Here is a 26,010-nt window from a genome sequence, read left to right as displayed (position 1 = left end):
ATCAGGAGGAACCGCGCAGCGACTGAATATGACGCGGGCGAATAAGCCCTGCACGCGCCAGCAGCCAGCAGAGCAGCTTTGCCAGGCCTGTACAGGCGGCAAAAATGATGCAGAAAAACACCACGCGCGAGCCGAATGCGTCCAGCCCCTCGCGAGCCAGAACGATCATATTAAAGACAGCACCAAAGCAGAAACTCTGCAGAACCGCGCCGGTATAGCGGTTATCGCTATCGCGTCCCTGCGTATAAAGCGCATCAAAACCTTTCATCAGGAGACCCACCGCCACCGCTCCCAGCGGAATAAACAGTACGCCGCCCATGATCAGCAGCGAACCAAGCAGCGTCGGCGAAATAGCCAGGCCGGAGTGGTTGTTCAGAACCTCCCAGGTAAAATAGTTAGCGCTGTTCAGTATTGCCGCAGGGCGATCGGGCCACAGCCATCCCGGAATAAAGACATAAAAGTCGCGCCAGAGCGGAGCCAGTCCCTGAAAATCAATCTTGTCGTAGTTCTGCAGCAGCAGCGCCAGGTTTTCCCACGGCGAAAACGTATCACGCGTCAGGTAAAGAAACGTGTAAAAGGCTTCTGCCCCGGCCACATCCAGGTTGTAGCGCCGCAGCGCCAGCCAGAACATACCGCAGATTGCCATCGCCCCTGCGCCTGCCAGCATCCAGAGCGTGATCCAGCCACGCGTAATACCAATAAACAGAAACAGCGCAAAGGCGATGATGATATTTGCACGCGTGCCGCCCACCAGCGCATAGGTCAGCAAGCCAAAGGCCACTGTTACCAGCAGAAACAGCAGCCACTGCCGCTGTGTCGGATGCAGAAAATAGCGAATCAGCATCGCCGGGATAAAGAAGTAGAAGAAGCGTTTTAGCGCCACGCCAGAAACCTCACTCGAGAAAATCTGGTTATAGGCGGAGAGCCGGAACAGCAGCAGCCCGTTGTGCATGAAAAACACGGTCACCGTGCCAATAGCGACCAGCGCCAGCAGCAGGCAGGTGAGATGGGTCTCGACCCGATCCATCACCAGCCACGGCTTGCGCGGCGCGGCGCTGGCTGGTCGCAGCCGCACTTTATAACTCACATAGTAAATAGCGTAGAAGCTGGTTGCTGCCAGCAGCGCCTGCAGCAGAAACGTTGCCGGCACCACGGCCACATCAAAGCGAAATACCAGCATGCTGGTCAGAGGGAAACCAAAGTAGAAGGTCAGCAGAAACAGCAGCGTAAAAAAGAGATGAAAGTTAAAGCGTACGCGCCTGAACTCACGCCAGGTCAGCGTCAGGATAAAGCCCAGCGAGCAGAGATAAACCACCAGCAGACCACTAAACTGCAGCAGGCTCATGATGCACGTCCTTCACTCAGGCTGAGCGCATGGCGCCAGCCGGCAAGATAGCCCGGCGCAAAAAAGGCGATGCCTGGTTTATCACATGCCGTCAGCTGGCGCTGTGCTTCTCCGATGCGGCCGGCATCCAGTTCGTCGCAGCTGAACAGCACCGGAATGCCCTGCTCGCTGAGATCGCGCCAGAATGGATTCTTACGGTTCAGCACAAAGGGAATGTTAGCCTGAATCAGCAAACAGAGTGTGCCAATCCCCTGCTGCCGCTCAAACATAAAATAGCCAAGCTGACAGCGTCTGAGCAACTGCAGGTAGGCCGGGAAATCGAGCCTGTCGCGAATCAGCGTAACCTGTCCGGCCGGAAACAGACGCTGTGCCGCCGCATCGATCTCATCAATATAGGCATAATTGTTTGTCGGATAACCAAGCGGAACCAGTACGCTGACCTCCTCGCCGAACTGCCGGCGTATCGCCTGCAGACCTTCAATATGCCGGTTGCTGCGGTCACCGGAGTTGCCCAGCAGAATCGTCAGTGTACCGTCCGATGTCGCGGCTGCAGGCAGCGCAATATCAGGCATGCGCGTCGGAAAATAGAGCAGCGATGCCGGCACCTGCGGATGCCGCTGCTGATAAAAACAGAGATCGCCACGGGTGGCAAACACCTGCGCCACTCGCCCCTGCGCCATGCGTCGCAGCAGATAGAACAGGCGATATTTCAGCCCGGCTCCCTCTTCATACAGATCAGCCCCCCAGACGTGCCAGAACGCCTGATGGCGGCGGATCTTTCCGCTGAGCAGCGCCAGCCAGAGACGCGGGTTAAACTGTCCGTGGAAGAAAAAACGCCGGGAGCGATCGGCTGCGCGTGCTATCACCGCCTGTGCCAGCGCGGCTTTACTGGTGAAGGTTTCGATCTGCAACTGGCTACAGGCGGGCAGCGAGCCAGGCGCAGCAACCACCATAAAGTGGCGCGGCGCGGCGGCAGGCAATTCAGTGCTGATCACGTCATTAAAGAAACGCAGCACCGTCTGATTGTGATGCGGGATATCAGATCCCAGCACATGAAATAACGTCATTTTGTCCGGCAATAAATCAGGAAAGCGCCACAGCAAAGGGCAAAATAGAGTATATAGGTCGCCATATACGCCTGCGCTGCACCAGCCGCGCCGTGAAGCGGGATCAGCCAGCGCGAAAACAGCGTCAGCAGAGCGAACTGGCTAATTTCGGTGAGAATATAGAAGCGCAGTGACGCTTTGGCGATCACCAGATATCCGAAAACATAGGCGCCGACTTTAAAGATATCGCCACATAACTGCCAGATAAAAAGATCGCGCATGCCGCTAAACTGCGGGGAAAACAGTAGCCAGATCGCCATGTCGCGCAGCAGCCAGACGCAGAAACTGGCTGCCGCCACCGCCGGCAATACAAAACGCAGCGCGCGTCCAATCTCCTGCGCAATTTGCGGCTTGTGCTCAAGGCGTGCCAGCGTTGGCAGCAGCCAGACGCTGAAGGTGGCGGTAATAAACTGCAGATAGGCGTCAGAAATCGTGGTGACGCCCTGCCATAATCCTACCTGAGCCCAGCCCTGCTGTTCCGCCAGCAGATTACGCATCATCACCCACGCCACCGGCAGCGTGACCGAGGTCATCAGCGCCATCAGCGTATATTTTGCCAGATTGCGTGCCAGTGCCGGCTGCCATGCCGGTCTGAGCCAGCGCAGCGGCAGCACCGCACGGTGGCGCCGCAGCATAATCAGCGCCGGCACCACCAGCAGCGCCGGTACCAGCGCCAGGCCCGCCAGCGCCCCCTGATAACCGCCCAGCCGCCAGCACACAATGTAACCGGCCACCCCTGTCAGGCTGCCGGTTATCAGCGCCAGCGCATTGCCGCGCGCATCGCGAAAGCCTTTCAGCAGCGCCAGGGCCAGGTTCGCCCAGGCGATGCCAAACTGCAGAAAAGCCACGATGCGCACCACACTCTGATAATGATCGTGTCCAAACAGTAACCGGCTGACCGGCGCAGCGCCCAGCAGCAGACCCGCGGCCAGCAATACTGAAAAGCCCAGCACCATTGCAGAGGCTGTGCCGGTCAGCGCCCGCAGCTGCGCGGGCTCATGCTGCAGCTGCGCCACGCTGGCGGTGACGCCATTGAAAATGCCCGCGCCGGCCAGGACGCCGAGCACGGTGATCAGCTGCCGGAAGTTACCCGCCTGCCCGACGCCTTCCGGACCAAAACTCAGCGCCAGCAGCTTTACCACCAGCAGACCGGCCGCAATTTTGACCAGCGTGGAGGCCGCGGTCCAGACCGATGCTTTTGCCAGCGACATCAGGCAAAGTAGCTCAGCAGAGAGCTAATCACGGTACGCTGATTGTTATCTGACAGGTTATAGAACAGCGGCAGGCGCAGCAGGCGCTCGCTGTCGCGCGTGGTCACACGATCCTCACCGTGGAAGCGGCCAAACCGCTCACCGGCCGGCGACGTATGCAGCGGAATATAGTGAAACACCGTGAGGATCTCCGCTTCTTTCATCCAGCGTATCAGCGCGTCGCGATCGTCACTGTCGCGCAGTTTCAGATAGAACATATGCGCGTTATGACAGCAGCTATCCGGCACTGCCGGCAGCGCAATCCGTCCCTGAGCAGCCAGCGGCTGTAGCGCGTCGTAGTAGCGCTGCCACAGTCGCAGCCGCTGCTGATTAATGGTCTGCGCCGCTTCCAGCTGCGCCCAGAGATAGGCCGCCTGCAAATCGGCCATCAGGTAGCTTGAGCCGATATCCCGCCAGGTATATTTATCCACCTGACCGCGGAAAAACTGACTCCGGTTGGTGCCTTTTTCCCGAATGATTTCAGCACGCTCGGTGAGCGCCGCATCATTTATCAGCGTCGCGCCGCCCTCGCCTCCGGCGGTGTAGTTTTTCGTTTCATGAAAGCTAAAGCAGCCAATGTGTCCGATGGTGCCGAGCGCACGACCTTTATACTGTGACATCACGCCCTGCGCGGCATCTTCAATCACATAAAGCTGATGCTTTGCCGCCAGCGCCATAATGGTGTCCATTTCACACGCCACGCCCGCATAGTGCACCGGTACGATAGCGCGCGTTTTCGGCGTGATCGCTGCCTCAATCTGTGTTTCGTCGATGTTCATCGTATCCGGACGCACGTCAACAAAGACAATAGTGGCACCGCGCAGCACAAACGCGTTGGCAGTAGAGACAAAGGTATAGCTCGGCATAATCACTTCGTCGCCAGGCGCAATGTTGATCAGCAGCGCTGCCATCTCCAGCGAGGCAGTGCAGGAGGGGGTCAGCAGCACTTTTTTACTGCCAAAATGCTGCTCCATCCACTGCTGGCAGCGACGGGTGAAGCCGCCGTCACCGCACAGTTTGCCGCTGGCCATTGCCGACTGCATATAGTCTGTTTCAGTGCCCACCACAGGGGGCGCGTTAAAAGGGATCATGGTGCTTTCCTGTAGAACCAGTAGGCGGTGCTTTCCAGCCGGGCACCGCAGCGTAAATAGAGGCGCAGCGCCGCAAGATTGCTGAGCTGCGTGGCAACGCGCAGTTGTGACAGCTGACGCACCCGGCCCCAGTCAGCGGCGGCCAGCAGCAGACGCTGGCCGATTCCCTGCGATCGGGCGTCCGGCAGCACGGCCAGCAGTCCGATACGTGCGTCGCCGTTCACTTCACGGATGGAGACAAAGCCCTGCAGGCTTCCCTGCTCATCGCAGGCGATCAGACACTGGTGATCAAAGGTGCCGCGCACCGCGTTTTCAATCCACTGCGCATAAAACCGGCCGCTGTCGGCCGCGTCAAACCACGGGGCGCGAAACCGGCTCTGGCTGAATGCCTCTGCGGCAGCGGCACGCAGCGCCGGGATCTGCGCCTCACGCGCAATTCGCACGCCGGACTGACGCGCTGTCTGTGTCAGCGCCAGCGTCAGATCGGCTTCGCCCTCAACCAGCTGAAAGCCGTGCTGGCAAACCGCATCAATCGCCGCGGTCTGCTCTGCCGGAATTTTTATCTGCAGCAGGCCCGTCGCCTGCTGCAGCGCCTGCGGCAGCGTCAGCTCTCCCGGCAGCGTCAGGCGCGCCGTGGGCTGATGAAAAAAGGCGCTCTCCCACTCAAGGGGATCAATACTGACGCGGACGGGCATGTAAGATATCCAGCAGATACTGGCCGTAGCCGGTTTTGGTTAACGCCTCGCCTGCCGCCTGCAGCTGCGCATCGCTCAGCCAGCCGTTGCGCCAGGCAATCTCTTCCAGACAGGCTATCTTGAAACCCTGCCGCTTTTCCACCGTCTGCACGAAGACGCTGGCTTCCACCAGGCTGTCGTGTGTGCCGGTATCCAGCCAGGCAAACCCACGGCCCAGCAGCTCAACAGAGAGTGCGCCTGCCTCCATGTACATCTGATTAATCGCCGTAATTTCCAGCTCACCGCGCGCCGAAGGCTGAACGCGCTTTGCAAACTCCACCACGCGACGATCGTAGAAATAGAGGCCGGTGACGGCCCAGCGTGATTTTGGCTGCGCCGGCTTCTCTTCGATTGAAAGCGCATTAAACGCTTCATCAAACTCCACCACGCCAAACCGCTCGGGATCCATTACCTGATAGGCAAATACCGTTGCACCTTCAGTGCGTGCAGCCACCTTTTTCAGCTTCGGACTGAAACCCTGTCCAAAGTAGAGATTATCACCCAGCACCAGACAGCAGTGGTCGTCGCCAATAAACGATTCACCAATAATAAAAGCCTGTGCCAGTCCATCCGGGCTTGGCTGCTCCGCATATGACAGCCGGATACCAAACTCACTGCCATCGCCCAGCAGACGCTCAAAGTGCGCCCGATCGTCAGGCGTGGTGATGATTAACACATCGCGGATGCCCGCCAGCATCAGGACAGAAAGGGGATAATAAATCATCGGCTTGTCATACACCGGCAGCAGCTGCTTGGAAATTGCGCGGGTAATCGGATGCAGGCGCGTTCCTGAACCACCCGCCAGAATAATACCTTTCATCATTGCTCCTTCTGGCTATGCTTCAGCGCGATGTGGTTAAGCCGAGGCGTTCAGCGCGATAGCTGCCGTTGAGAATAGCCTGCCACCACTGCGGGTTAGCCAGATACCACTCCACCGTTTTACGTATCCCGCTCTCAAAGGTTTCCTGTGGTGTCCAGCCCAGTTCGCGGGCAATTTTACCGGCATCGATGGCGTAACGCAGATCGTGTCCGGGACGGTCGGTAACAAAGGTGATCAACTCACGATAGCTGCCGATCGCCGCGGGACGTTGTCCGGGGGCAAGCTCATCGAGCAGATCGCACAGGGCATGCACCACATCAAGATTACGTCGCTCATTATGACCGCCAATATTATAGGTCTCGCCTGCTTTGCCGTGACTGACAACGGTATAGAGCGCGCGCGCATGATCTTCCACATAGAGCCAGTCGCGGATCTGGCTGCCGTTGCCATAAACCGGCAGCGCCTTGCCCGCCAGCGCATTGATGATGGTCAGCGGGATCAGCTTCTCCGGAAAATGACGCGGGCCATAATTATTGGAGCAGTTGGTCACTACCACGGGGAGGCCATAGGTTCGCATCCAGGCACGCATCAGATGATCGCTGCTGGCTTTTGATGCGGAGTAGGGGCTGCTCGGCGCGTAAGGCGTGGTTTCGGTAAAAAAGTCGTCCGTGCCGTGCAGATCGCCAAACACTTCGTCCGTAGAAATATGATGCAGCAGGAAATCAGCCTGGCGCGTGCTCTCCAGCGCCTGCCAGTAGTGGCGTACCGCTTCCAGCAGATGATACGTGCCGACAATATTGGTTTCGATAAAGGCAAACGGACCATCAATCGAGCGATCGACATGGCTTTCTGCTGCCAGATGCATCACGCAGTCGGGCTGATACTGCGCCAGTACCCGGTCAAGTTCTGGCCGGTGACAGATATCAACCTGTTCAAAAGTAAAACGCGGATCGTGCTGCACGTCAGCCAGCGACGCCAGATTGCCGGCATAGCTCAGCTTATCTACCACTACCACCTGGTGCTCCGTGCTTTCAATCAGAAAGCGCACCAGCGCTGAGCCAATAAATCCCGCGCCGCCGGTGATCAGAAAGCGCTTCATCGCCAGACTCCTTTGGTATCGACAATCCACGGCTGGGCAATTTGCGCGGCGTCAATCGCCCGGAACCGGGCATGATCGACCAGCATGACCAGAATGTCAGCCTGCTGCAGCGCCTGCTCTGCAGACACCAGCGACGCGTCCTGCGCCAGCCGGTCAGGGATCGTCGTAACGTGCGGCTCGACAACCCAGGTTTTTCCGCTGTGCCACGCCGCAATACGCTGCGCTACCGCCATCGCCGGACTCTCACGCAGATCGTCGATATCGGGCTTAAAGGCCAGCCCGAAGCAGGCAATTGCGATCTCGCTGGCACGCTTATCACTCTGCGTCACACACTCTGCCAGCGCCTGTTTTACCTGTTCCAGTACCCAGCCAGGCTTGGCATCATTCACTTCACGCGCGGTGCGGATCAGCCGCGCCTGCTGCGGGTTCTGCGCCACAATAAACCACGGGTCGACGGCAATGCAGTGCCCGCCCACGCCGGGGCCAGGCTGCAAAATATTAACGCGCGGATGACGGTTCGCCAGCGCTATCAGCTCCCAGACGTTGATCTTCTGATCGGCGCAAATCAGTGACAGCTCATTCGCAAAGGCGATATTGACATCGCGAAAGCTGTTTTCCGTCAGTTTGCACATCTCCGCCGTACGCGCGTTGGTTTCAACGCAGGCACCGCGCAGAAAAATACGGTACAGCTCGCTGGCCCGCGCTGAGCAGGCGGGCGTCATGCCGCCAATCACGCGATCGTTCTCCAGCAGTTCGGTCATAACTTTGCCAGGCAGCACCCGCTCCGGACAGTAGGCGATAAAGATATCGCTTTCACCCTCATGCTGAGGGAAACGCAGATCGGGACGCGCCTCTGCCAGCCACTCTGCCATCTGCTCTGTGGCGCCGACCGGTGAGGTAGACTCCAGAATAACCAGATCGCCGGTTTTCAGTACCGGTGCCAGCGACAGCGCTGCCGCACGGACAAAGCTCAGGTCTGGCTGATGATCGTTCATAAAGGGCGTCGGCACTGCGATCAGAAACGCCTCTGCCGGTTCTGCCGTTGTGGTGGCGCGCAGCAGCCCCTGCTGTACCGCCTGCCGGACGACCTCACCGAGATCGGGCTCCACGATATGGATTTCACCCCGGTTAATGGTTTCAACGGCGCGCAGATTGACATCCACGCCCACGACCTGCTTTCCCCTTGAAGCGAAAACGGCTGCCGTTGGCAGCCCGATGTAACCCAGTCCGATGACGGAAATGGTATTAAAAGACATAATTAAACTCTGTTGTTGTTCAGCGCCTGCAGAATGCGTGCACAGGCGTGGCCGTCGCCATAAGGGTTGTGCGCCCGGCTCATACTCTGCCACGCCTCTTCATCCTGCAGCAGCAGGGTGACTTCAGCGACAATGGTATCGATATCCGTGCCAACCAGTTTTACCGTCCCTGCCGCGACCGCTTCCGGCCGCTCTGTGGTATCACGCATCACCAGCACCGGTTTCCCCAGCGACGGCGCTTCTTCCTGAATCCCACCGGAATCGGTGAGGATCAGCCATGAACGGTTCATTAACCAGACAAACGGCAGATACTCCTGCGGTTCGATCAGAATGATATTATCGATGCCGCTAAGTATCCGGTTAACCGGCTCGCTGACGTTGGGATTGAGATGCACCGGATAGACAATCTGCGCCTGCGGATGCAGGCGCGCAATCTGCGCCAGCGCGCTGCAGATACGCTCAAAACCCTTACCAAAACTTTCTCGCCGGTGACCGGTAACCAGGATCAGCTTTCTGTCCGGATCCAGAAACGGATAGCGCGCCGCCAGGCGGGCATTGAGATCGGCATTGGTCAGGACGCGATCGCGTACCCACAGCAGCGCATCGATCACCGTGTTGCCGGTGACGAAAATACGCGCATCAGGAAGATTTTCCCGCAGCAGGTTCTGCCGCGATGTCGTAGTGGGGGTAAAATGATAGCTTGCCAGATGTCCCGTCAGCGTGCGGTTGGCCTCTTCCGGCCAGGGTGACATCAGGTTACCGGTGCGCAGGCCCGCTTCAACGTGCCCTACCGGGATCTGCTGGTAAAAGGCCGCCAGGCTGGCAGCCAGTGTGGTGGTGGTATCACCATGCACCAGCACCACGTCAGGTTTAAAATCGGCTAAAACGGTTTTCATGCCCTGCAGAATACGGCAGGTGATTTCGGTCAGTCCCTGCTCCGGACGCATGATATTTAAATCGTAATCGGGCTGCAGCTGAAACAGATGCAGCACCTGATCGAGCATTTCACGGTGCTGTGCGGTGACGCACAGTCGGGATTCAAACGCAGCATCCTGCGCCAGTGCCTGCACCAGCGGCGCCATTTTAATGGCTTCAGGACGGGTGCCAAATACAGTCAGTACTTTCACGCTGATTCTCTTATTGGCGAATAGCTGATAACGCACGCGGCCGGCGCACCAGCGCCACACCCGCGCCGACCAGCGCACCGATCGCTCCCCACATCACCATCATAAACAGACGGCGCGGGCTGTCGCGTGAAACGGGCTCTTCCGGCGTGCGCAGGTAGCGGTAAGTCTGGAACTGTTTATCCAGACGAGGGCCAGCCTGTAGCGTGCTCAGCATCGCCCTGTTTTGATCATAGCTTAAATCGTAGGCGGGGCCGCTGGCCTGCAGCATATCGAGCTGAGCCTGCAGTCGCTGCTGCCCCAGTAAAAAGCGGTCGCTCTCTGGCAGACTTTCACCCGCAGCGGGCGCCCGGTTATCGGTAATACCCTGCTGGCTGGCCAGCTTCAGCGCCTGTTCAATGCGCTGACGCTGGCGATCGTATACTGCCTGCGCCACGGCCTGCTGCCGGTCAACCTGCGACTGCAGCTGCACGTCTCGCGCCTGCCATGCGCCTTTCAGTTCTTCATTCAGATGACGGGCCGCACGCTCACTGGCGTAGGCAATGTACTGCCGTAAAAGATTGTTAGCGTCACCTGCGGTTTCTGCCACCAGCCGGACCGTATCAAGCGTGTTGTGCGCGCTATCTGCCGGCATAAACTGGATATTGGTGATCATGTCATCCAGCAGGGCGGCATCATTGTGTGCATTACCGCTTTTACGACTTTTAAAATAGTCGGTCTGCTGCCAGAAGTCGCGACGCGTATCCCATGACGCGAGCTGCATGGTGAACTCCTGATACACCTCATCCATTATGGTAGGTGCCGGATTATTCAGGCTCAGCGTAGTGCTGTGGATATCAAGGTTATTCAGAAACTGCTGCTGTACATAGTAGTCGCCCAGCATGTTCACCGTTGGCCTGTCGGTCACCGCCGTGGTGCTCCACGCCTGTTTCATCAGCATTGAAGCCAGCCAGGCCAGCAGGGCAAACAGTACAGCGCAGCCCGCTATCCAGCGTTTACCACGCCACAGCGTGCAGCCCAGGCCGCGAATATCCAGTTCATTCTCCACAACAGCGGTCATAACAGCGGTGTCCTTATCGGATGCTTATCCAGGTCATGTTTTATTGATATGCGCGTGATTCCATCTGCGCTTGAGACGGCGAATCATTCGTGCCATACGCCACGCGTGCTTAATACAGTAGCCGTAGAGCAGAAATGCCACCAGGAAGAGCACCAGCATGACCCACTCAGGTATGAAAGCCAGATATTCGCCCAGCACCCCAATGCCTGCCAGCAGCGCCGCCGCCAGCGTGATCAGCAAAAAAGCCTGCCGTGACGAGAAGCCGGCACGCATGATGAGATGGTGAATATGTTGCCTGTCGGCTGAGAAGGGACTCATGCCCTTACGTAACCGGCGATACATGATGGCTACCATATCCATTAAAGGAATGGCGATCAGCCACAGCGCGGTGACCGGCGTAATAGGATGACTCAGGCCCTGAGTGGTTTCCAGCAGGATCCAGATAATGGTGAAACCGATCATGGTGCTGCCGGCATCACCCATAAATACTTTATAGCGTTTGCCCAGAAAACCCAGGTTCAGCAGGATATAGGGAATAGTGGCGGCGATCATGGCGAAACACCACATAGCCAGGCTGGTCATGCCGTCGAAATAGAGAATGATACCCATTGCTCCGAACGTCACACAGGAGAGCCCGCCCAGCAAGCCATCAATACCGTCAACCATGTTAAACGCATTAATTGCCGCCCAGACGGCGAACAGCGTTAATACATAGCCAAAGGGACCCACGACAATCTCTACCGGCCCCACAATAAAACCCAGACTCAGCAAATAGAGCTTAGCGCCATACATCATCACGACTGCGATAATCGCCTGCATACAGGCACGAAACTTTACGCTGATATCAAAGCGATCGTCGAGCGCGCCTACCAGTACCAGCACGCCAGCACAGAACAGATAGAGCAGGCCATTCGGCATATAGGACTGCGTAATAAGGAACGCGAAGCAAACGCCGGCGTAAACGGAAATACCGCCAACGAGAGGAATAACACCCTGATGCTTTTTCCTTGCATTAGGTTTATCAACTAACCCGATTTTTTTTGCGACCTTGCGGGCCATAAAAAGGAATGCCAGAGAGAAGAGAAAAGTTAAACCCAGCTCTGCACCCATAGTGAGTAAATTCACATTAACGCTCTCAGCTAAAATCGTGGACAACAATAACCAAAACCCCGGTTATTGCTGTATATCCCTGTCTGACCAGGCCGCAGCGCGCGCAATTGCTGAAAAAATCGCCGCCTTTCTGCTTGCGTCATTCTAAACGTTTTCTGACTCGCCTAATCCTAATGCGCACAAATAAAAAACGCCACGATAAGCCGTGGCGTTTAACAGAAATAATGCCGATCTATTACCTGCGTAACAATATAATTGCTTCGCTTTTAGCCGCTTATGAGCGCTTCATCATATCGAAGAATTCATCGTTGGTTTTGGTCATTGCCAGCTTGTTGATGAGGAACTCCATCGCGTCAATCTCACCCATCGGATGAATAATTTTACGCAGGATCCACATCTTCTGCAGCTCTTCCTGAGAAGTGAGCAGCTCTTCTTTACGGGTACCGGAGCGGTTGTAGTCAATGGCCGGGAAGACGCGTTTTTCCGCAATTTTACGTGACAGGTGCAGTTCCATGTTACCTGTACCTTTAAACTCTTCGTAAATCACTTCGTCCATCTTCGAACCGGTATCAACCAGCGCTGTAGCGATGATCGTCAGGCTACCGCCCTCTTCCACGTTACGTGCTGCGCCGAAGAAACGCTTCGGACGATGCAGGGCGTTGGCATCAACACCACCGGTCAGTACTTTACCTGAGGCAGGTACCACGGTGTTGTAGGCACGCGCCAGACGGGTAATGGAGTCGAGCAGGATGATAACATCTTTCTTATGCTCAACCAGGCGCTTGGCCTTTTCAATCACCATCTCGGCAACCTGCACGTGACGTGATGCTGGCTCATCAAAGGTAGAGGCGATAACTTCGCCTTTAACCAGACGCTGCATCTCGGTTACTTCTTCCGGACGCTCGTCGATCAGCAGGACCATCAGCACGCAATCCGGATGATTGTAAGCAATGCTCTGCGCAATATTCTGCAGCAGCATGGTTTTACCCGCTTTAGGCGGTGCCACAATCAGACCACGCTGGCCGCGACCAATTGGCGACGCCAGATCCAGTACGCGAGCGGTTAAATCTTCAGTTGAGCCATTACCCCGCTCCATACGCAGACGACTGTTAGCGTGCAGCGGCGTGAGGTTTTCGAACAGAATCTTACTGCGGGCGTTTTCCGGCTTATCGTAGTTAACTTCGTTAACTTTCAGCAGGGCAAAATAGCGCTCGCCCTCTTTTGGCGGACGGATTTTACCGGAAATGGTATCACCAGTACGCAGGTTAAAACGACGAATCTGGCTGGGAGAAACATAGATATCATCAGGACCGGCGAGGTAGGAGCTGTCTCCGGAACGGAGGAAACCAAATCCGTCCTGCAATATCTCCAGCACGCCATCACCAAAGATGTCTTCGCCGCTCTTCGCATGTTGTTTGAGGATGGCGAAAATAATGTCCTGTTTGCGCATACGCGCCAGGTTTTCCAGCCCCATATTTTCGCCGAGAGTAATCAGCTCAGAAACCGGCGTATTCTTTAATTCGGTAAGATTCATAGTGATGGGTTCTTAAACTCGGGGTAATTCTCGAAATGATTGTCGTGAATGGTATGGCAAAAATTCCATGCCTGTTAATGGCTCTTTTTCAACGCTGCTCGGCGGGTATCGTCTGATAGGGCGATAGGAAGCGAGAGACGGTCGAAAGATGATGCCGGGTATGCTAGCCGTCAGATTGCCAAACCACAAAAACGTTCAACTCGAGCGGGGTCTGACAAGAGAAATCTTTAGATGCAAACTACAAAGGTAAGTGCGTAATGCAGTATCGTCAAATTAGCACGCCTGACCAGCGGCGTCCAGCAGTGGCGAAAAAATTCACCACTGCGGAACAGAGCGCGTTGCGCTTACGCCAGATTGGCGTTCAGGAACTCTTTCAGCTGGCCTTTAGACAGCGCACCCACTTTAGTTGCCGCCACTTCGCCGTTTTTAAACAGCAGCAGGGTCGGAATACCACGGATGCCATACTTTGGCGCGGTACCTGGGTTCTCATCAATGTTCAGCTTGGCGATGGTAAGCTTACCGTCGTACTCTTCAGCAACTTCATCAAGGATCGGGGCGATCATTTTGCAAGGACCACACCATTCAGCCCAGAAGTCAACCAGGGTAACACCCTCGGCTTTCAGCACGTCAGTATCGAAACTGTCATCGGTGAGGTGAACGATTTTATCGCTGCTCATGTTTAACTCCAAAGATTATGCCTGGCGAATTGGCGTAAAATATACCAACGTTGGTTAACTTTATTTCATCGGATACGCTTTCGTAAAGCGATAGTAAGCTGATATTCTACCACACTATGAGCAAAACACACTTAACCGAACAGAAGTTTTCCGACTTCGCCCTGCACCCTCAGGTCGTGGAAGCCCTTGATACTAAAGGCTTTCAGCATTGCACGCCTATTCAGGCGCTCGCACTGCCTTTTGCGCTTTCAGGGCGTGATGTTGCGGGTCAGGCGCAAACCGGTACCGGCAAAACGATGGCGTTTCTGACGTCAACGTTTCATTATCTTCTTTCTCACCCTGCTGCTGAAGGGCGTCAGGTTAATCAGCCGCGTGCGCTGATCATGGCCCCTACGCGTGAGCTGGCCGTACAGATTCACGCCGATGCGGAGCCGCTGGCCAAAGTCACCGGCCTGAAAATGGGGCTGGCTTACGGCGGCGATGGCTATGACAAACAGCTTAAAGTGCTCGCTGACGGTGTCGACATCCTGGTAGGCACTACCGGACGTCTGATTGATTACGCCAAGCAGAATCATGTGAACCTGGGTGCCATTCAGGTTGTGGTGCTGGATGAAGCCGATCGCATGTTCGATCTCGGCTTTATTAAAGATATTCGCTGGCTATTCCGCCGCATGCCACCTGCCACGCAGCGTCTGAGCATGCTGTTTTCCGCGACGCTCTCTTATCGCGTCCGGGAACTGGCGTTTGAGCATATGAATAACGCGGAATATGTCGAAGTGGAACCGGAACAGAAAACCGGCCACCGCATTAAAGAAGAGCTCTTCTATCCATCTAATGAAGAGAAAATGCGTCTGCTGCAGACGCTGATTGAAGAAGAGTGGCCAGATCGCGCCATCATCTTTGCTAACACCAAGTACCGCTGTGAAGATATCTGGGGCCATCTGGCCGCCGATGGTCATCGCGTGGGTCTGCTGACCGGCGATGTCCCGCAGAAAAAGCGCCTGCGCATTCTGGATGATTTTACCAAAGGCGACGTGGATATTCTGGTGGCAACAGATGTGGCAGCGCGCGGTCTGCATATTCCGGCCGTGACGCACGTCTTTAACTATGACCTGCCGGACGATCGCGAAGATTATGTTCACCGTATTGGTCGTACCGGCCGTGCCGGTGCCAGCGGGCACTCTATCAGCCTCGCGTGCGAAGAGTATGCGCTTAACCTGCCTGCGATTGAGGAGTATATCGGTCACGGCATTCCGGTAAGCAAATACAACAGCGAAGCGCTGCTCAGCGATCTGCCACCGGCAAAACGTCTGCAGCGGAACCGCACCGGCAACGGTCAGCGCCGCGGCGGTAATAACAGTAATCGCCGGAGCAGTGCGCCCCGTAACCATAACCGTAAACGCTCAGGTTAACCCTACATGCTAAGCGCATCATCACTCTATGCAGCGATCGACCTCGGGTCTAACAGCTTTCATATGCTGGTGGTGCGTGAAGTTTCCGGCACTATTCAGACCGTTGCGCGCATCAAGCGCAAAGTCCGGCTGGCAGCAGGACTCAATGCTGACAGCGAACTCTCTGCTGAGGCGATGCAGCGCGGCTGGCAGTGCCTGAAACTGTTTTCGGAACAGCTGCAGGATATCCCGCCAGAGCAGATCCGCGTGGTGGCGACCGCCACGCTGCGCATCGCGCGCAATGCGCCAGCCTTTCTGACCACTGCTGAAGCGATCCTTGGCTGTCCGGTCAATGTTATCAGCGGTGAGGAAGAAGCGCGCCTGATCTATCAGGGCGTGGCCCATACGACCGGCGGCTCCGACCAGCGTCTGGTCGTCGATATTGGCGGGGGCAGCACCGAGCTGGTTACCGGTGAAGGCTCGCATGCAACCACCCTGTTCAGCCTCTCAATGGGCTGCGTCACCTGGCTGGAGCGTTTTTTCAGCAATCGCCATCTGACGCAGGAAAATTTTGATCGGGCAGAGCAGGCAGCGCGCGACATGCTGCAACCGGTGGCAGGCGCGCTGCGTGAAAAAGGGTGGCAGGTCTGCGTCGGTGCGTCCGGTACCGTTCAGGCCCTGCAGGAGATCATGGTGGCGCAGGGGATGGATGAGCGTATCACCCTGAGTAAACTGCAGCAGCTCAGGCAGCGTGCTATTCAGTGTGGCAAGCTGGAAGAGCTGGAGATTGAAGGCCTGACGCTGGAGCGGGCACTGGTCTTTCCCAGCGGCCTGTCGATTCTCATCGCGATTTTCAATGAGCTTAACATTGACAGCATGACGCTGGCAGGCGGTGCGCTGCGCGAAGGTCTGGTGTATGGCATGCTGCATCTGCCGATCAATCGCGATATCCGCAGCCGTACCCTGCACAATGTGCAGCGCCGTTTTTCTATTGATGTGGAACAGGCCGCGCGGGTACAGCAGCTGGCTGAAGGATTTTTTCGTCAGGTCAGCCAGAGCTGGAAGCTTGACCAGCGCTGCCGCGATCTGCTGTTAAGCGCCTGTGCCGTACATGAAATTGGCCTGAGCGTTGATTTTCGTCAGGCTCCCCGGCACGCTGCTTATCTGATCCGCCATCTTGATCTGCCGGGCTTTACGCCCGCACAGAAAAAAGTGCTCGCCTGTTTGCTGCAGAACCAGAGCGGCAGTATCGACCTGGCCCTGCTGGCTCAGCAAAATGCGGTGCCGCCGCGTACGGCCGAGCGTTTAAGCCGCCTGCTGCGCCTGGCGATCATCTTCTCCACGCGCCGTCGTGACGATACGCTCCCGGCGGTACGCTTACTGGCAGAAGAGGATGCGTTGCACCTGACGCTGCCGGCGGGCTGGCTGGAGGCGCATCCGCTGCGCGCCGAGCTGCTGGAGCAGGAGAGCCACTACCAGTCATACGTGCACTGGCTTCTGACCTTCTCCTGATGGCGTAACAACTGCCATCACTTTTTTGCATTTGCCAGCATTGCACGCAAACCGGCAACCCGGGTTTGCCCGGTTTTTACGCGCTCTTCTGCGCTCACCACTTTTTTCTCACGCTCCCACTCAACGTCATCCTGCGGCAGTTCCAGTAAAAAACGACTGGGTTCAGGACGAACCAGTTCGCCATACTGACGGCGCTCCCGGCAGAGGGTAAAGGTCAGCTCTTTCTGCGCGCGCGTAATGCCCACATAGGCGAGACGCCGCTCCTCTTCAATGTTGTTCTCATCAATGCTGCTCTGGTGCGGCAATAGCCCCTCTTCCATGCCTACCAGATAGACATAGGGAAATTCCAGCCCTTTTGATGCGTGCAGCGTCATCAGCTGAACCTGGTCGAGATCTTCATCACTTTCCCCCCGCTCCATCATATCGCGCAGGGTAAAGCGCGTAACAACCTGCGCCAGCGTCATGGGTTCATTCAGCTCATCACCTTCGAGCATTTCTGTCATCCACTGAAACAGCGTATTGACGTTTTTCATCCGCATCTCTGCGGCTTTCGGGCTGCCGGAGGTCTCAAACAGCCAGCTTTGATAATCGATGCCGCGGATCAGGTCACGCACCGCAGTGATCGGCTCACGTTCAGTCAGCTGCACAATCTCATTCAGCCAGTGCGTAAAACGCTGCAGATGCTCCAGGCCGCGTCCGCTCAGCGTCTGAGTCAGCCCCATGTCAAAACTGGCATGAAACAGGCTCTTGTTACGCAGCGTGGCCCACTCACCCAGCTTCTGCAGCGTAGCCGGTCCGATTTCACGACGCGGCGTATTCACAATACGCAGAAACGCGCTGTCGTCGTCCTGGTTGGTCAGCACGCGCAGGTAGGCCAGCAGATCCTTGATCTCCGGACGCGAAAAGAACGAGGTGCCACCGGAAATACGATAGGGAATGCGGTTTTGCATCAGCAGCTTTTCAAACACGCGCGACTGGTGATTACCGCGATAGAGAATGGCGTAATCTTTATACTGCGTGCGGTTAATGAAGTGATGCGCAATCAGCTCGCCGGTCACGCGCTCCGCTTCATGATCTTCATTATTCGCGCTCAGCACTTTCAGCGACTCGCCCACGCCCAGTTCGGAAAATAGACGCTTTTCAAACACGTGCGGGTTATTGGCGATCAGAATGTTAGCCGCTTTGAGAATACGCTGCGAAGAGCGATAGTTCTGCTCCAGCTTGACCACCTCCAGCGCCGGAAAATCCTCTTTCAGCAGTACGAGGTTTTGCGGACGCGCCCCGCGCCAGGAGTAAATAGACTGATCGTCATCGCCCACCACGGTGAATCGCGCGCGCGGCCCCACCAGCAGTTTTACCAGCTCATACTGGCTGGTGTTGGTATCCTGATACTCATCCACCAGCAGATAGCGAATACGCTGCTGCCAGCGCTCCCGTACCGCCTCATTACGCTGCAGCAGCAGCGTAGGCAGCAGGATGAGATCGTCAAAATCGAGCACGTTGCAGGATTTCAGATGCTGATCATAAAGCTGATAGCAGTGCGCAAATATCTGGTCGCGCTGAGATTTTGCTATCGCAGCGGCACCCTGCGGATCGATCAGATCGTTTTTCCAGTTAGAGATCGTGGCTATCAGCTGCTGCAGCTGCGTTTTATCCTCTTCCAGCCACTGGCTGGTCAGCTCTTTCAGCAGCGCCAGCTGATCCTGATCGTCAAACAGCGAAAAGCTCGACTTCATGCCCAGCGCGGCATATTCACGCTTGATAATCTCCAGCCCCAGCGTATGAAAGGTTGAAATCATCAGGCCGCGCGCCTCTTTACGTCCCAGCGTTTGCGCCACGCGCTCTTTCATTTCGCGCGACGCCTTATTGGTAAACGTGACCGCTGCAATGTGGCGCGCCTGATAGCCGCATTCGCGGATCAGGTGAGCAATTTTATTGGTAATGACGCGGGTTTTACCGGAACCTGCCCCCGCCAGCACCAGGCAGGGGCCGGTGACAAATTCGACAGCACGTTGTTGGCCGGGGTTTAAACGCATAACGTAATTTCACTCAACAAATTCAATTTCAGGGATGGTCCCTTAAATAAATCGAATTGCAGGCAGGCGGCAAGTGGATGAGTCTTCGGGAGCTTACCTGGGTAAGTGACCGGAGCGAGCTTGCGCGGCCAGCACATCTGCAATTTGAAGTATGACGGGGATATAATGCGTCGCACATTATACATAACGGGAAAGCATCATGGCGAAAACCGCAGCAGCTTTACATATCCTCGTGAAAGAGGAAGCGCAGGCGAAAGCCCTGCTGGCGCAGCTGGAAAAAGGGGGCAACTTTCAGCAGCTGGCAAAAAAACATTCAACCTGCCCGTCCGGCCGCAATGGCGGAGATTTAGGGGAGTTTCGTCAGGGGCAGATGGTACCGGCTTTTGATAAGGCGGTTTTTACCTGTCCGCTGCTGAAGCCTTACGGACCGGTAAAAACCGCGTTTGGTTACCACATCATTAAGGTGCTGTGGCGCAATTAATCACTTCTGACTCTTCATCTGCTGCAGCACATTGCTGCACTGATTGTCGTCCGTGTCGCTGGGTGAAATCAGGGCCAGCAGTGCGGCGGCCGGCGCCACAACAGCACCCAGCGCCACGGCCGCTGCACCGCGCGCAATCAGCGGCCCCGTTTTTACTCCGGCATCCGGATTTTTAAAGGTTCCGCGCACGTAGAGCGGAGAACGCAGCGTGATAATGCGAATGCCTTTACTCTCCGGATTCACCGACAGATCGAGCCGCTCGTTAGCAAAGTTCACGTTGCCGGTAACGTTGATCACCGCATTTTCGGTGTCGAACACAAACAGGCGCGGCGTTGCCACCCCCTGGCGCAGCGTCAGATCGGTGGCGGCACAGTTGATGCGCACTTCATCATCACCAAACAGTTTACCCACCACATAGTTTCCGACGTTAAGCCCGGCAATTTCCATCAGGCTGCGGCTGATCAGGCCGTTGTTCATCAGCAGCCGCAGCTGGCCGTTGCTGCTGCCCAGCAGAGCGGCAACCGAATTACCGGTACCACTTAACGTTGCGTCTCCGTTGAGCTGGCCCAGACTGCGCTGCATCGCGGTTACATCAGGAAACAGCTGGCGCAGCTGCAGCTTACGCGCGTGCAGATCGGCCCGGCCGCGCATGGGCGAGCGACTGCCCTCCAGCCGGATAGTGGTATTAATATTGCCGCCGGCCATACCAAAGCGCAGCGGATCAAGCAGCAGATCGCCTTTTTCCAGCGTCAGATGCGTGTAGAGATCGCTGAGCGGCAGCTTACTGCTGTGTTCAATGCGCTTGCCGCTAAACTTCACATCGGCATCCATCGCGTCCCAGCTTTTGGTCTCAAACTTATCGTAAGGCAGTACACGATCGGCTGGCTGCGTGGCGGCTTCACCACGCTGCGCCTTCGCCCGCGCCGTTTTCTCGCTGCCTTTACCGGAATCAACACCAATCAGCGGGCCAAGATCGGCCATGCGCAGCTGACGTGAAGTCAGCTCACCGCTCAGCTTCGGCCGGGGTTTGCCCTGACGATAGGTGAGTGACCCGTGAATATCACTGTCACCGATGTGACCATTGAATTTTTCATAGCGAAACAGCGCGCCCTTTGCATCATTAAAGCGGGCCGTGAGATGGCCATCCGTTTCATAAGGCGGGGTATCAGGCAGCAGCACGCCGGTTAAGCCATAAAGACTGGCCAGCGTATCGCCGGAAAAACGCAGACGCACATCCAGCCCGCCCAGGTTCAGCGGATCCTGCAGCGTGCCTTCCAGCCTCACCCGCGTGGTGCCGTTACGCACATCTGCCTGCAGCGGAAACGGCGTGGTTTTACTGCGCAGTGAGAGCATGCCACCAATTCTGCCTTCGCCGGAAAGCGGCTGCTGGTTATAGGTGCCTTTCGCCTGCCAGCCAAAAACAAAATCGCCGGCACCTTTTTGCTTATCATCGCCGCCGGTGACCTGGGCATAAGGCACGGGTTTACCGAGGGAGTTGATATTTACCGTGACATCGGCTTTGTTGATCGCATCGCGGTAGCGCAGCTGCCCCTGATCAAACAGAATGTTATCCATCCGGAACGACCAGGCAGAAGGAGCGGCATCGGCTTTGCTGTTTTCACTGCTGGCGAGCGTAAATGTCCAGTTGTTCTTTTTGCTGGCGAGCTGTATCAGGCGCGCGTCAGGCTGCTGCAGTTTAATCCATGGCAGGTAGATCTCTTTATGCAGCAACGCCAGGGGGGCCAGCGTCGCATCAACGCGCTGCAGATGTACCATGGTGACGTCAGGAATGTCGGGTGGGTTGCCCAGCATGATATCTTCAGCGTGAACCTGCGGCCAGGGGATCCAGCTGCGCCAGCCCGGCTCAGCGCGGTTACGCGCCCAGTGCACGCCAAGATCGCCGCGTATAGCGAAGGGACGGTTCAGCTCTGCTGAGACTTTCTGGTTGATGGTTGGTTTCAGGCGGTTCCAGTCAAAAGTGGCTATCACCACAACCAGTACCACGATCAGTAGCAACAGAATACCGGCTACCCAGCTGGCAGCTTTTCCCGTGCGAGTCATGCTTTTTCCTCCTTGTTCCCACGTCTCATTAAAGATAGTCGAGACGCGGCGTAACAACATCAGAGAAGCATTAACGGCAGAGACTCCAGCTGGCTGAAAGGCAGCGGACGGGAGAAAAAGTATCCCTGTGCCGCAATAGCGGGTGAAGATTGCACCTGACGCCACTCCTCTTCAGTTTCCACGCCTTCCACTATAACGCCATTGCAGTAACGGTTGATAAGCATCAGCAGCGTTGAGAAAAGGACCCGCCCCTCTTCTGACGCACGCAGCAGCATAAAGAGCTCACGGGACAATTTGATATAGTCATAGCGCAGCTCGGTGAGCGCGGAAAAATTTGCCATGCCGGAGCCAAAATCATCCAGCCATAGCGGCCCCAGTTCCGGCATCTGTGCCACCATCTCTTCCTGCGGCAGCGCGTGATGCTCAGTCAGTTCAAAACGCACCCACGGCAGCCGGCCGATCAGCGTCCGGAGATCCGGATGCTGCTGTATCGCCAGCAGCGTCGGCCCATCAATATTGACCGATGCCACCAGCTGATGGCGGATAAAAAAGCGGGAACACGTCAACAGCAGAGAGAGTTGTTCATGTACCACATCCAGCCGCTGCTCTGTCGACAGCGCAGCAAAGTAGTTTTCCGGTGAAAGCCGCTTTTCCGGCATAGCGGCGTGCGTGACAGCGGTCAGCAGCTCAATCGCCAGCAGGCGGCCGGTTATCTGATAAATGGGCTGAAAAGTATAAGTCCGCTGACACTGCTGCCAGGAAAACGAAATGTCCGGTTGGGTATATTCGGGAGAAGCGGGCAGCCGGTGTCCAAAATTTTTCATCACCATGGTTTTTTCCTGGTCGGTGGTGAGTGCCTGCAGAAAGCAACCCGGCGGCAAGTATCGGCTGGTTCCTGGATAACTTTATCGCTTTGTGCAGCCATATAGGGCGTCGAGTCTAACAGCGCGCCTCTGGCTTAATCGCAGAAACAGAGGATGCTTTGTCTGCTAAATCGTCACCAGATGGCCCTTTAAAAGACTTAAGGCAAACTACGTCGCTCAAGACGCAGCCGCCGGAAGGGTTCGGAAAAAGGCGCAGAGAGGCGTCATTTTCTGCTGCATTTTTCTATAACAGATTTGCCTTAACACTCTGTTTTATCCCCTTCATTGTACTTAGGGCTTTTCTTTTATCTTTTGCACGCTCGTTATGATACGCACACATTATTCTTCCTAAACATAACCCTTTAAATTCAGTGTATTAAAAGCCAGATCCTGCCAGCCAGGCATAGTCTGATTCTGCCTGACTTACTGTTTTTCGGCTGGACGACAAACTGAAATAAGGCCATCTTTTAATCAATAACAGCAGGACGCTGTTCCTTCGGCCGCAGAAAAACAACGACTATATGCCCTGCTCAGGACAGATTTATGCACACAGAAATTATCAATATCTGGCCATCCGGTGATGCGCCAGGCGCCAGTGACTCCCGCGCTCAGCCGCAGATTGTCGACCTGGCTAAAGAGTATGAACCTTACGATCGCGCAGCAACCGGCGTGCGCTGTCCGGAAATGGCCATCTGGTATCCGGAAACCTCTAACGGTATTACCCTGCTGGTAGCACCGGGCGGCGGTTACCAGCGGGTACTGATCGATCGTGAAGGCAGCGCGCTGGCAACGTTTTTTACCTCAATGGGTTATACGCTGGCCGTCATGACATATCGCCTGCCGTATGACGGGCATCATGAAGGCGCAGATGCGCCGCTGGCCGATGCCCAGCGGGCGGTCCGCGTGCTGCGCGAACGGGCGCAGCAGGGGAAAAACGGTAAATATATTGTGATGATGGGCTTTTCTGCGGGCGGGCACGTCGCTGCCTCGCTGGGAACGCGGTTTAACGAGAAGCTCTACCCGGTACAGGATCGCAGCGATGCGCTCTCACCACGTCCCGATGCTATGGTGCTGATCTACCCGATTATCAGTATGCGTGACGGTCTGGCGCACGAAAGTTCACGTACGCGCCTGCTGGGTGCCTGGCCGGATCAGAAAACTATCGATGCCTATTCGCTGGAGACGCGCGTTCATGCGCAGACGCCGCCAGCGCTGCTGATCCATGCGGCTGATGATGAAGCGGTTTCCGTTAACCACAGCATGCTGTTTTTTAGCGCGCTGCGTGAGCATAAAATTCCGGCGGAGATCCATTTTTATCAGAAGGGCGGGCACGGTTTTGGTATTCGCGGCGTGGCCGATCTGCCCCTGGCGAGCTGGCCAATGCTGGTTACCGAATGGCTGCGGGCGAAAACCTGACGTTATTCCCGTTCCTGCACGCATTAACCCGGGCGCCATTAATGGCGTCATCACGTCCCGTGCGCGCATTAACCCGGGCGCCATTAATGCCGCCCCTACGGGGGGTTCATTGTAGGGGGCGCATTTATGCGCCCCGGGTTGGGGCTGGCAACCGGGCGCCATTAATGCCGCCCCTACGGGGGGTCATTGTAGGGGGCGCATTTATGCGCCCCGGGTTGGGGCGGGTGCCATTAATGGCGTCATCACGTCCCGTGCGCGCATCAAACGGGGCGCCATTAATGGCGCCCCTGCGGGGGGTTCATTGCAGGGGGCGCATTTATGCGCCCCGGGTTGGGGCGGGTGCCTCAGGAGGCAGGAATGGCCGGGTCGGCGCTGATTTCTGCTTTACTGCTCTCTTCTGTTGCCGGTGCTGCAGGCGCATCGGGCACCGTCATCACCTTGTTCCAGCTCTCCTGCAACATCTTCACATTGGTTTCTGCTTCGCCCTGCGGCTGGATCAGTACCATCGTCAGCTCCTGCGTCAGCTGCTGACGCAGCTCCTGGTTGAGCTGCTCGCGCGTTAACTCACTCAGAAAAGACTGACGCAGCTTCTGATACTGCTCAGGAGCAATATCCACCACTGCATTCTGCTGCGAGCGCAGACGCTGCCCCATCAGAATATCGGTATCCGTGCGGGCGTAGGTCGTAAACAGCTTATTCAGCTCCAGCAGCTTCTGCGCCATAAGCGCATCAAATTCATCCTGCGGCAGCCCTTTATCGCGAACCACGGCCAGCGCTTTCGCAATCTGATTCATATTTTGCGGCAGTGAGGCATTGGGGCTTTCCATATTGATGGAGCACTGCGCACGCTGATAAAGCACGCGGCAGTCAAAGCCCACCTGCACATTTTGCGCTTTATTGTCTGCAAGCGCGCGCTGCACATGCCAGAACAGCGCTTCACGCGCCAGATCGCTCTGCCAGTAACGTTGCAGATACTGCGATTCGCGAATCGGCTGCCAGGCCGTATCCCACACCAGCGACAGCCGATCCTGCGCCAGAGAGCCATCAACCAGATTAACCGGCTGATGCGGCAGCGGTGCCAGTGTCGGCAGCGGTGCCGGCGTATCGCGTTTTCCTTTCAGCGCTGAGAAGGTCTTGCCAATCTGCTCCGTAATACTGCGGCTGTCGACATTGCCGACGACATAGAGCGTCATATTATCTGGCGTATACCATTGCTGGTAAAAGCTGTTCAGCTGGGCAGAATCGACCGGTGCGCGTGGCGCTTCACCAGGGTCATGCGCCAGCATGGTTGAGCCTTTCAGGCGATAGCGCCACCAGACATCCTGCGTATTGGGTGGCCAGGTGGCGATGGGATCGGTAGCGCTTAAAGCCGTTGTGACCACCTGCTCATTAATACTCATTTTACCTGCGGTCGCGGCCAGCCAGTTTAAGGCTTCTTTAAGCAGTTCTGGCCGGTTATTGGGCAGACTGAGATTGTACTGGGTGTAGTCGTATGACGAGATCGCGGGTGGCAGCGGACGCTGCGGATCCATCGCCTGCTGCCACAGCGCGCGCTGCTGATTGGTATCCAGCGCGGTGTTATGCACCATCGCCAGGCGCGGTAACAGGTGACTGAAACCGGTCTGCTGTGCGCTCTCCACCAGCGAGCCGGTATTGACTACCAGACGAAGCTCAATGCGATCGCTGGGACGTTGTGGTGTGGTCAGCAGCTGCCAACTGAACCCATTGTCCAGTTTGCCCTCCTGCCAGGCGGGATCGGGCTGAAGTGTTTCGGCCTGCGCGCCGAAACCGGTCGCTGCAAGCAGCAAGCCGCCAACCAAAAGCCGAATTCTGGTGCCCTGCATGTGAACCCCTAATCAAACAGATAAACGCTCGTTAGCGCGGACTGACTGGCCACCGGGAAAGCGGCCCGCACGGCGTATTGCCGCCGCGTTTATTTAATGACAGTTCCTTTGACCACAAGATGGCCAGGAAGTCGCGCAACGAGGAAAAAAATCGGGAAAAAAATCAACGGGGTTTATTATGCAAATGCCCGCTGTCAGGG

The 26,010-nt window shown here is 56.4% G+C and carries 21 protein-coding genes; 4 read left to right on the top strand and 17 right to left on the bottom strand.

Annotation, left to right across the window (positions count from 1 at the left end; all coding sequences use genetic code 11):
- Position 1: 1 nt before the first annotated feature.
- The 13 genes from wzyE to trxA all read right to left on the bottom strand — a co-directional run bounded on the left by wzyE (position 2) and on the right by trxA (position 14,206).
- Positions 2-1,345, bottom strand: coding sequence for an ECA oligosaccharide polymerase (gene wzyE / locus SB719_RS10735; protein ID WP_304234883.1), 1,344 nt, complete (start codon positions 1,343-1,345; stop codon positions 2-4).
- Positions 1,342-2,412 (bottom strand): TDP-N-acetylfucosamine:lipid II N-acetylfucosaminyltransferase, encoded by a 1,071-nt coding sequence (locus tag SB719_RS10730; protein WP_065647811.1) that lies wholly within the window; start codon positions 2,410-2,412, stop codon positions 1,342-1,344. Before SB719_RS10730 ends, wzyE begins: the two co-directional genes overlap by 4 nt.
- Positions 2,409-3,662, bottom strand: coding sequence for a lipid III flippase WzxE (gene wzxE / locus SB719_RS10725; RefSeq protein WP_412159224.1), 1,254 nt, complete (start codon positions 3,660-3,662; stop codon positions 2,409-2,411). Before wzxE ends, SB719_RS10730 begins: the two co-directional genes overlap by 4 nt.
- Complete coding sequence (gene rffA / locus SB719_RS10720; protein ID WP_065647813.1) at positions 3,662-4,792, bottom strand: dTDP-4-amino-4,6-dideoxygalactose transaminase; 1,131 nt, start codon at positions 4,790-4,792, stop codon at positions 3,662-3,664. The genes wzxE and rffA overlap by 1 nt, the downstream gene beginning before the upstream one ends.
- Positions 4,789-5,487 (bottom strand): dTDP-4-amino-4,6-dideoxy-D-galactose acyltransferase, encoded by a 699-nt coding sequence (gene rffC / locus SB719_RS10715; RefSeq protein WP_292970112.1) that lies wholly within the window; start codon positions 5,485-5,487, stop codon positions 4,789-4,791. The genes rffA and rffC overlap by 4 nt, the downstream gene beginning before the upstream one ends.
- The gene (gene rfbA / locus SB719_RS10710) at positions 5,465-6,346 is read right to left on the bottom strand and encodes a glucose-1-phosphate thymidylyltransferase RfbA (protein WP_065647815.1); all 882 of its coding nucleotides are present in this window, start codon (positions 6,344-6,346) and stop codon (positions 5,465-5,467) included. The genes rffC and rfbA overlap by 23 nt, the downstream gene beginning before the upstream one ends.
- Positions 6,347-6,368: 22 nt before the next feature.
- Positions 6,369-7,445 (bottom strand): dTDP-glucose 4,6-dehydratase, encoded by a 1,077-nt coding sequence (gene rfbB / locus SB719_RS10705; RefSeq protein ID WP_412159223.1) that lies wholly within the window; start codon positions 7,443-7,445, stop codon positions 6,369-6,371.
- Positions 7,442-8,701 (bottom strand): UDP-N-acetyl-D-mannosamine dehydrogenase, encoded by a 1,260-nt coding sequence (wecC, locus tag SB719_RS10700; RefSeq protein ID WP_292970116.1) that lies wholly within the window; start codon positions 8,699-8,701, stop codon positions 7,442-7,444. The genes rfbB and wecC overlap by 4 nt, the downstream gene beginning before the upstream one ends.
- A gap of 2 nt (positions 8,702-8,703) precedes the next feature.
- The gene (gene wecB / locus SB719_RS10695; protein ID WP_065647921.1) at positions 8,704-9,828 is read right to left on the bottom strand and encodes a non-hydrolyzing UDP-N-acetylglucosamine 2-epimerase; all 1,125 of its coding nucleotides are present in this window, start codon (positions 9,826-9,828) and stop codon (positions 8,704-8,706) included.
- Positions 9,829-9,838: 10 nt separating this feature from the next.
- Positions 9,839-10,885 carry an ECA polysaccharide chain length modulation protein gene (gene wzzE, locus SB719_RS10690; protein ID WP_412159222.1) on the bottom strand — a complete coding sequence of 349 codons (1,047 nt, stop codon included), beginning with the start codon at positions 10,883-10,885 and terminating at the stop codon, positions 9,839-9,841.
- A gap of 33 nt (positions 10,886-10,918) precedes the next feature.
- A complete protein-coding gene (gene wecA, locus SB719_RS10685) occupies positions 10,919-11,995 on the bottom strand; it encodes a UDP-N-acetylglucosamine--undecaprenyl-phosphate N-acetylglucosaminephosphotransferase (RefSeq protein WP_065647819.1) in 1,077 nt (358 codons plus the stop codon).
- A gap of 274 nt (positions 11,996-12,269) precedes the next feature.
- A complete protein-coding gene (gene rho, locus SB719_RS10680; protein WP_039381703.1) occupies positions 12,270-13,529 on the bottom strand; it encodes a transcription termination factor Rho in 1,260 nt (419 codons plus the stop codon).
- 344 nt (positions 13,530-13,873) lie between these two features.
- Positions 13,874-14,206, bottom strand: a complete 333-nt coding sequence (gene trxA, locus SB719_RS10675) for a thioredoxin TrxA (RefSeq protein ID WP_039381699.1) — start codon at positions 14,204-14,206, stop codon at positions 13,874-13,876.
- Between the two features lie 116 nt (positions 14,207-14,322).
- On the opposite strand from trxA, the gene rhlB reads away from it, so the two are divergent.
- Both rhlB and ppx read left to right on the top strand, forming a co-directional pair.
- A complete protein-coding gene (rhlB, locus tag SB719_RS10670; protein WP_065647820.1) occupies positions 14,323-15,618 on the top strand; it encodes an ATP-dependent RNA helicase RhlB in 1,296 nt (431 codons plus the stop codon).
- A gap of 6 nt (positions 15,619-15,624) precedes the next feature.
- Positions 15,625-17,109 (top strand): exopolyphosphatase, encoded by a 1,485-nt coding sequence (gene ppx / locus SB719_RS10665; RefSeq protein WP_065647821.1) that lies wholly within the window; start codon positions 15,625-15,627, stop codon positions 17,107-17,109.
- Positions 17,110-17,126: 17 nt separating this feature from the next.
- On the opposite strand, the gene rep is transcribed toward ppx, so the two are convergent.
- Positions 17,127-19,145, bottom strand: a complete 2,019-nt coding sequence (rep, locus tag SB719_RS10660; protein ID WP_065647822.1) for a DNA helicase Rep — start codon at positions 19,143-19,145, stop codon at positions 17,127-17,129.
- Positions 19,146-19,344: 199 nt separating this feature from the next.
- Here rep and ppiC point away from each other — a divergent pair, with 199 nt between their 5' ends.
- A complete protein-coding gene (ppiC, locus tag SB719_RS10655) occupies positions 19,345-19,626 on the top strand; it encodes a peptidylprolyl isomerase PpiC (RefSeq protein WP_065647823.1) in 282 nt (93 codons plus the stop codon).
- On the opposite strand, the gene SB719_RS10650 is transcribed toward ppiC, so the two are convergent.
- Positions 19,627-21,687 (bottom strand): AsmA family protein, encoded by a 2,061-nt coding sequence (locus SB719_RS10650; RefSeq protein ID WP_412159221.1) that lies wholly within the window; start codon positions 21,685-21,687, stop codon positions 19,627-19,629.
- Between the two features lie 59 nt (positions 21,688-21,746).
- Entirely contained in the window at positions 21,747-22,517 is a 771-nt protein-coding gene (gene pdeH, locus SB719_RS10645; protein WP_292970126.1) for a cyclic-guanylate-specific phosphodiesterase, read from the bottom strand.
- A gap of 576 nt (positions 22,518-23,093) precedes the next feature.
- Here pdeH and SB719_RS10640 point away from each other — a divergent pair.
- A complete protein-coding gene (locus SB719_RS10640; protein WP_065647825.1) occupies positions 23,094-23,966 on the top strand; it encodes an alpha/beta hydrolase in 873 nt (290 codons plus the stop codon).
- Between the two features lie 344 nt (positions 23,967-24,310).
- Here SB719_RS10640 and SB719_RS10635 read toward each other — a convergent pair whose 3' ends face one another.
- Entirely contained in the window at positions 24,311-25,810 is a 1,500-nt protein-coding gene (locus SB719_RS10635) for a M16 family metallopeptidase (RefSeq protein WP_065647826.1), read from the bottom strand.
- Positions 25,811-26,010: the final 200 nt, after the last annotated feature.

It is taken from the genome of Pantoea sp. SIMBA_079 (genome assembly GCF_046940275.1).
Lineage (GTDB): Bacteria > Pseudomonadota > Gammaproteobacteria > Enterobacterales > Enterobacteriaceae > Pantoea > Pantoea borealis.
The sequence above is the reverse complement of the archived record's forward strand: the minus strand, read 5'-3'. Positions and strand labels throughout refer to the sequence as shown.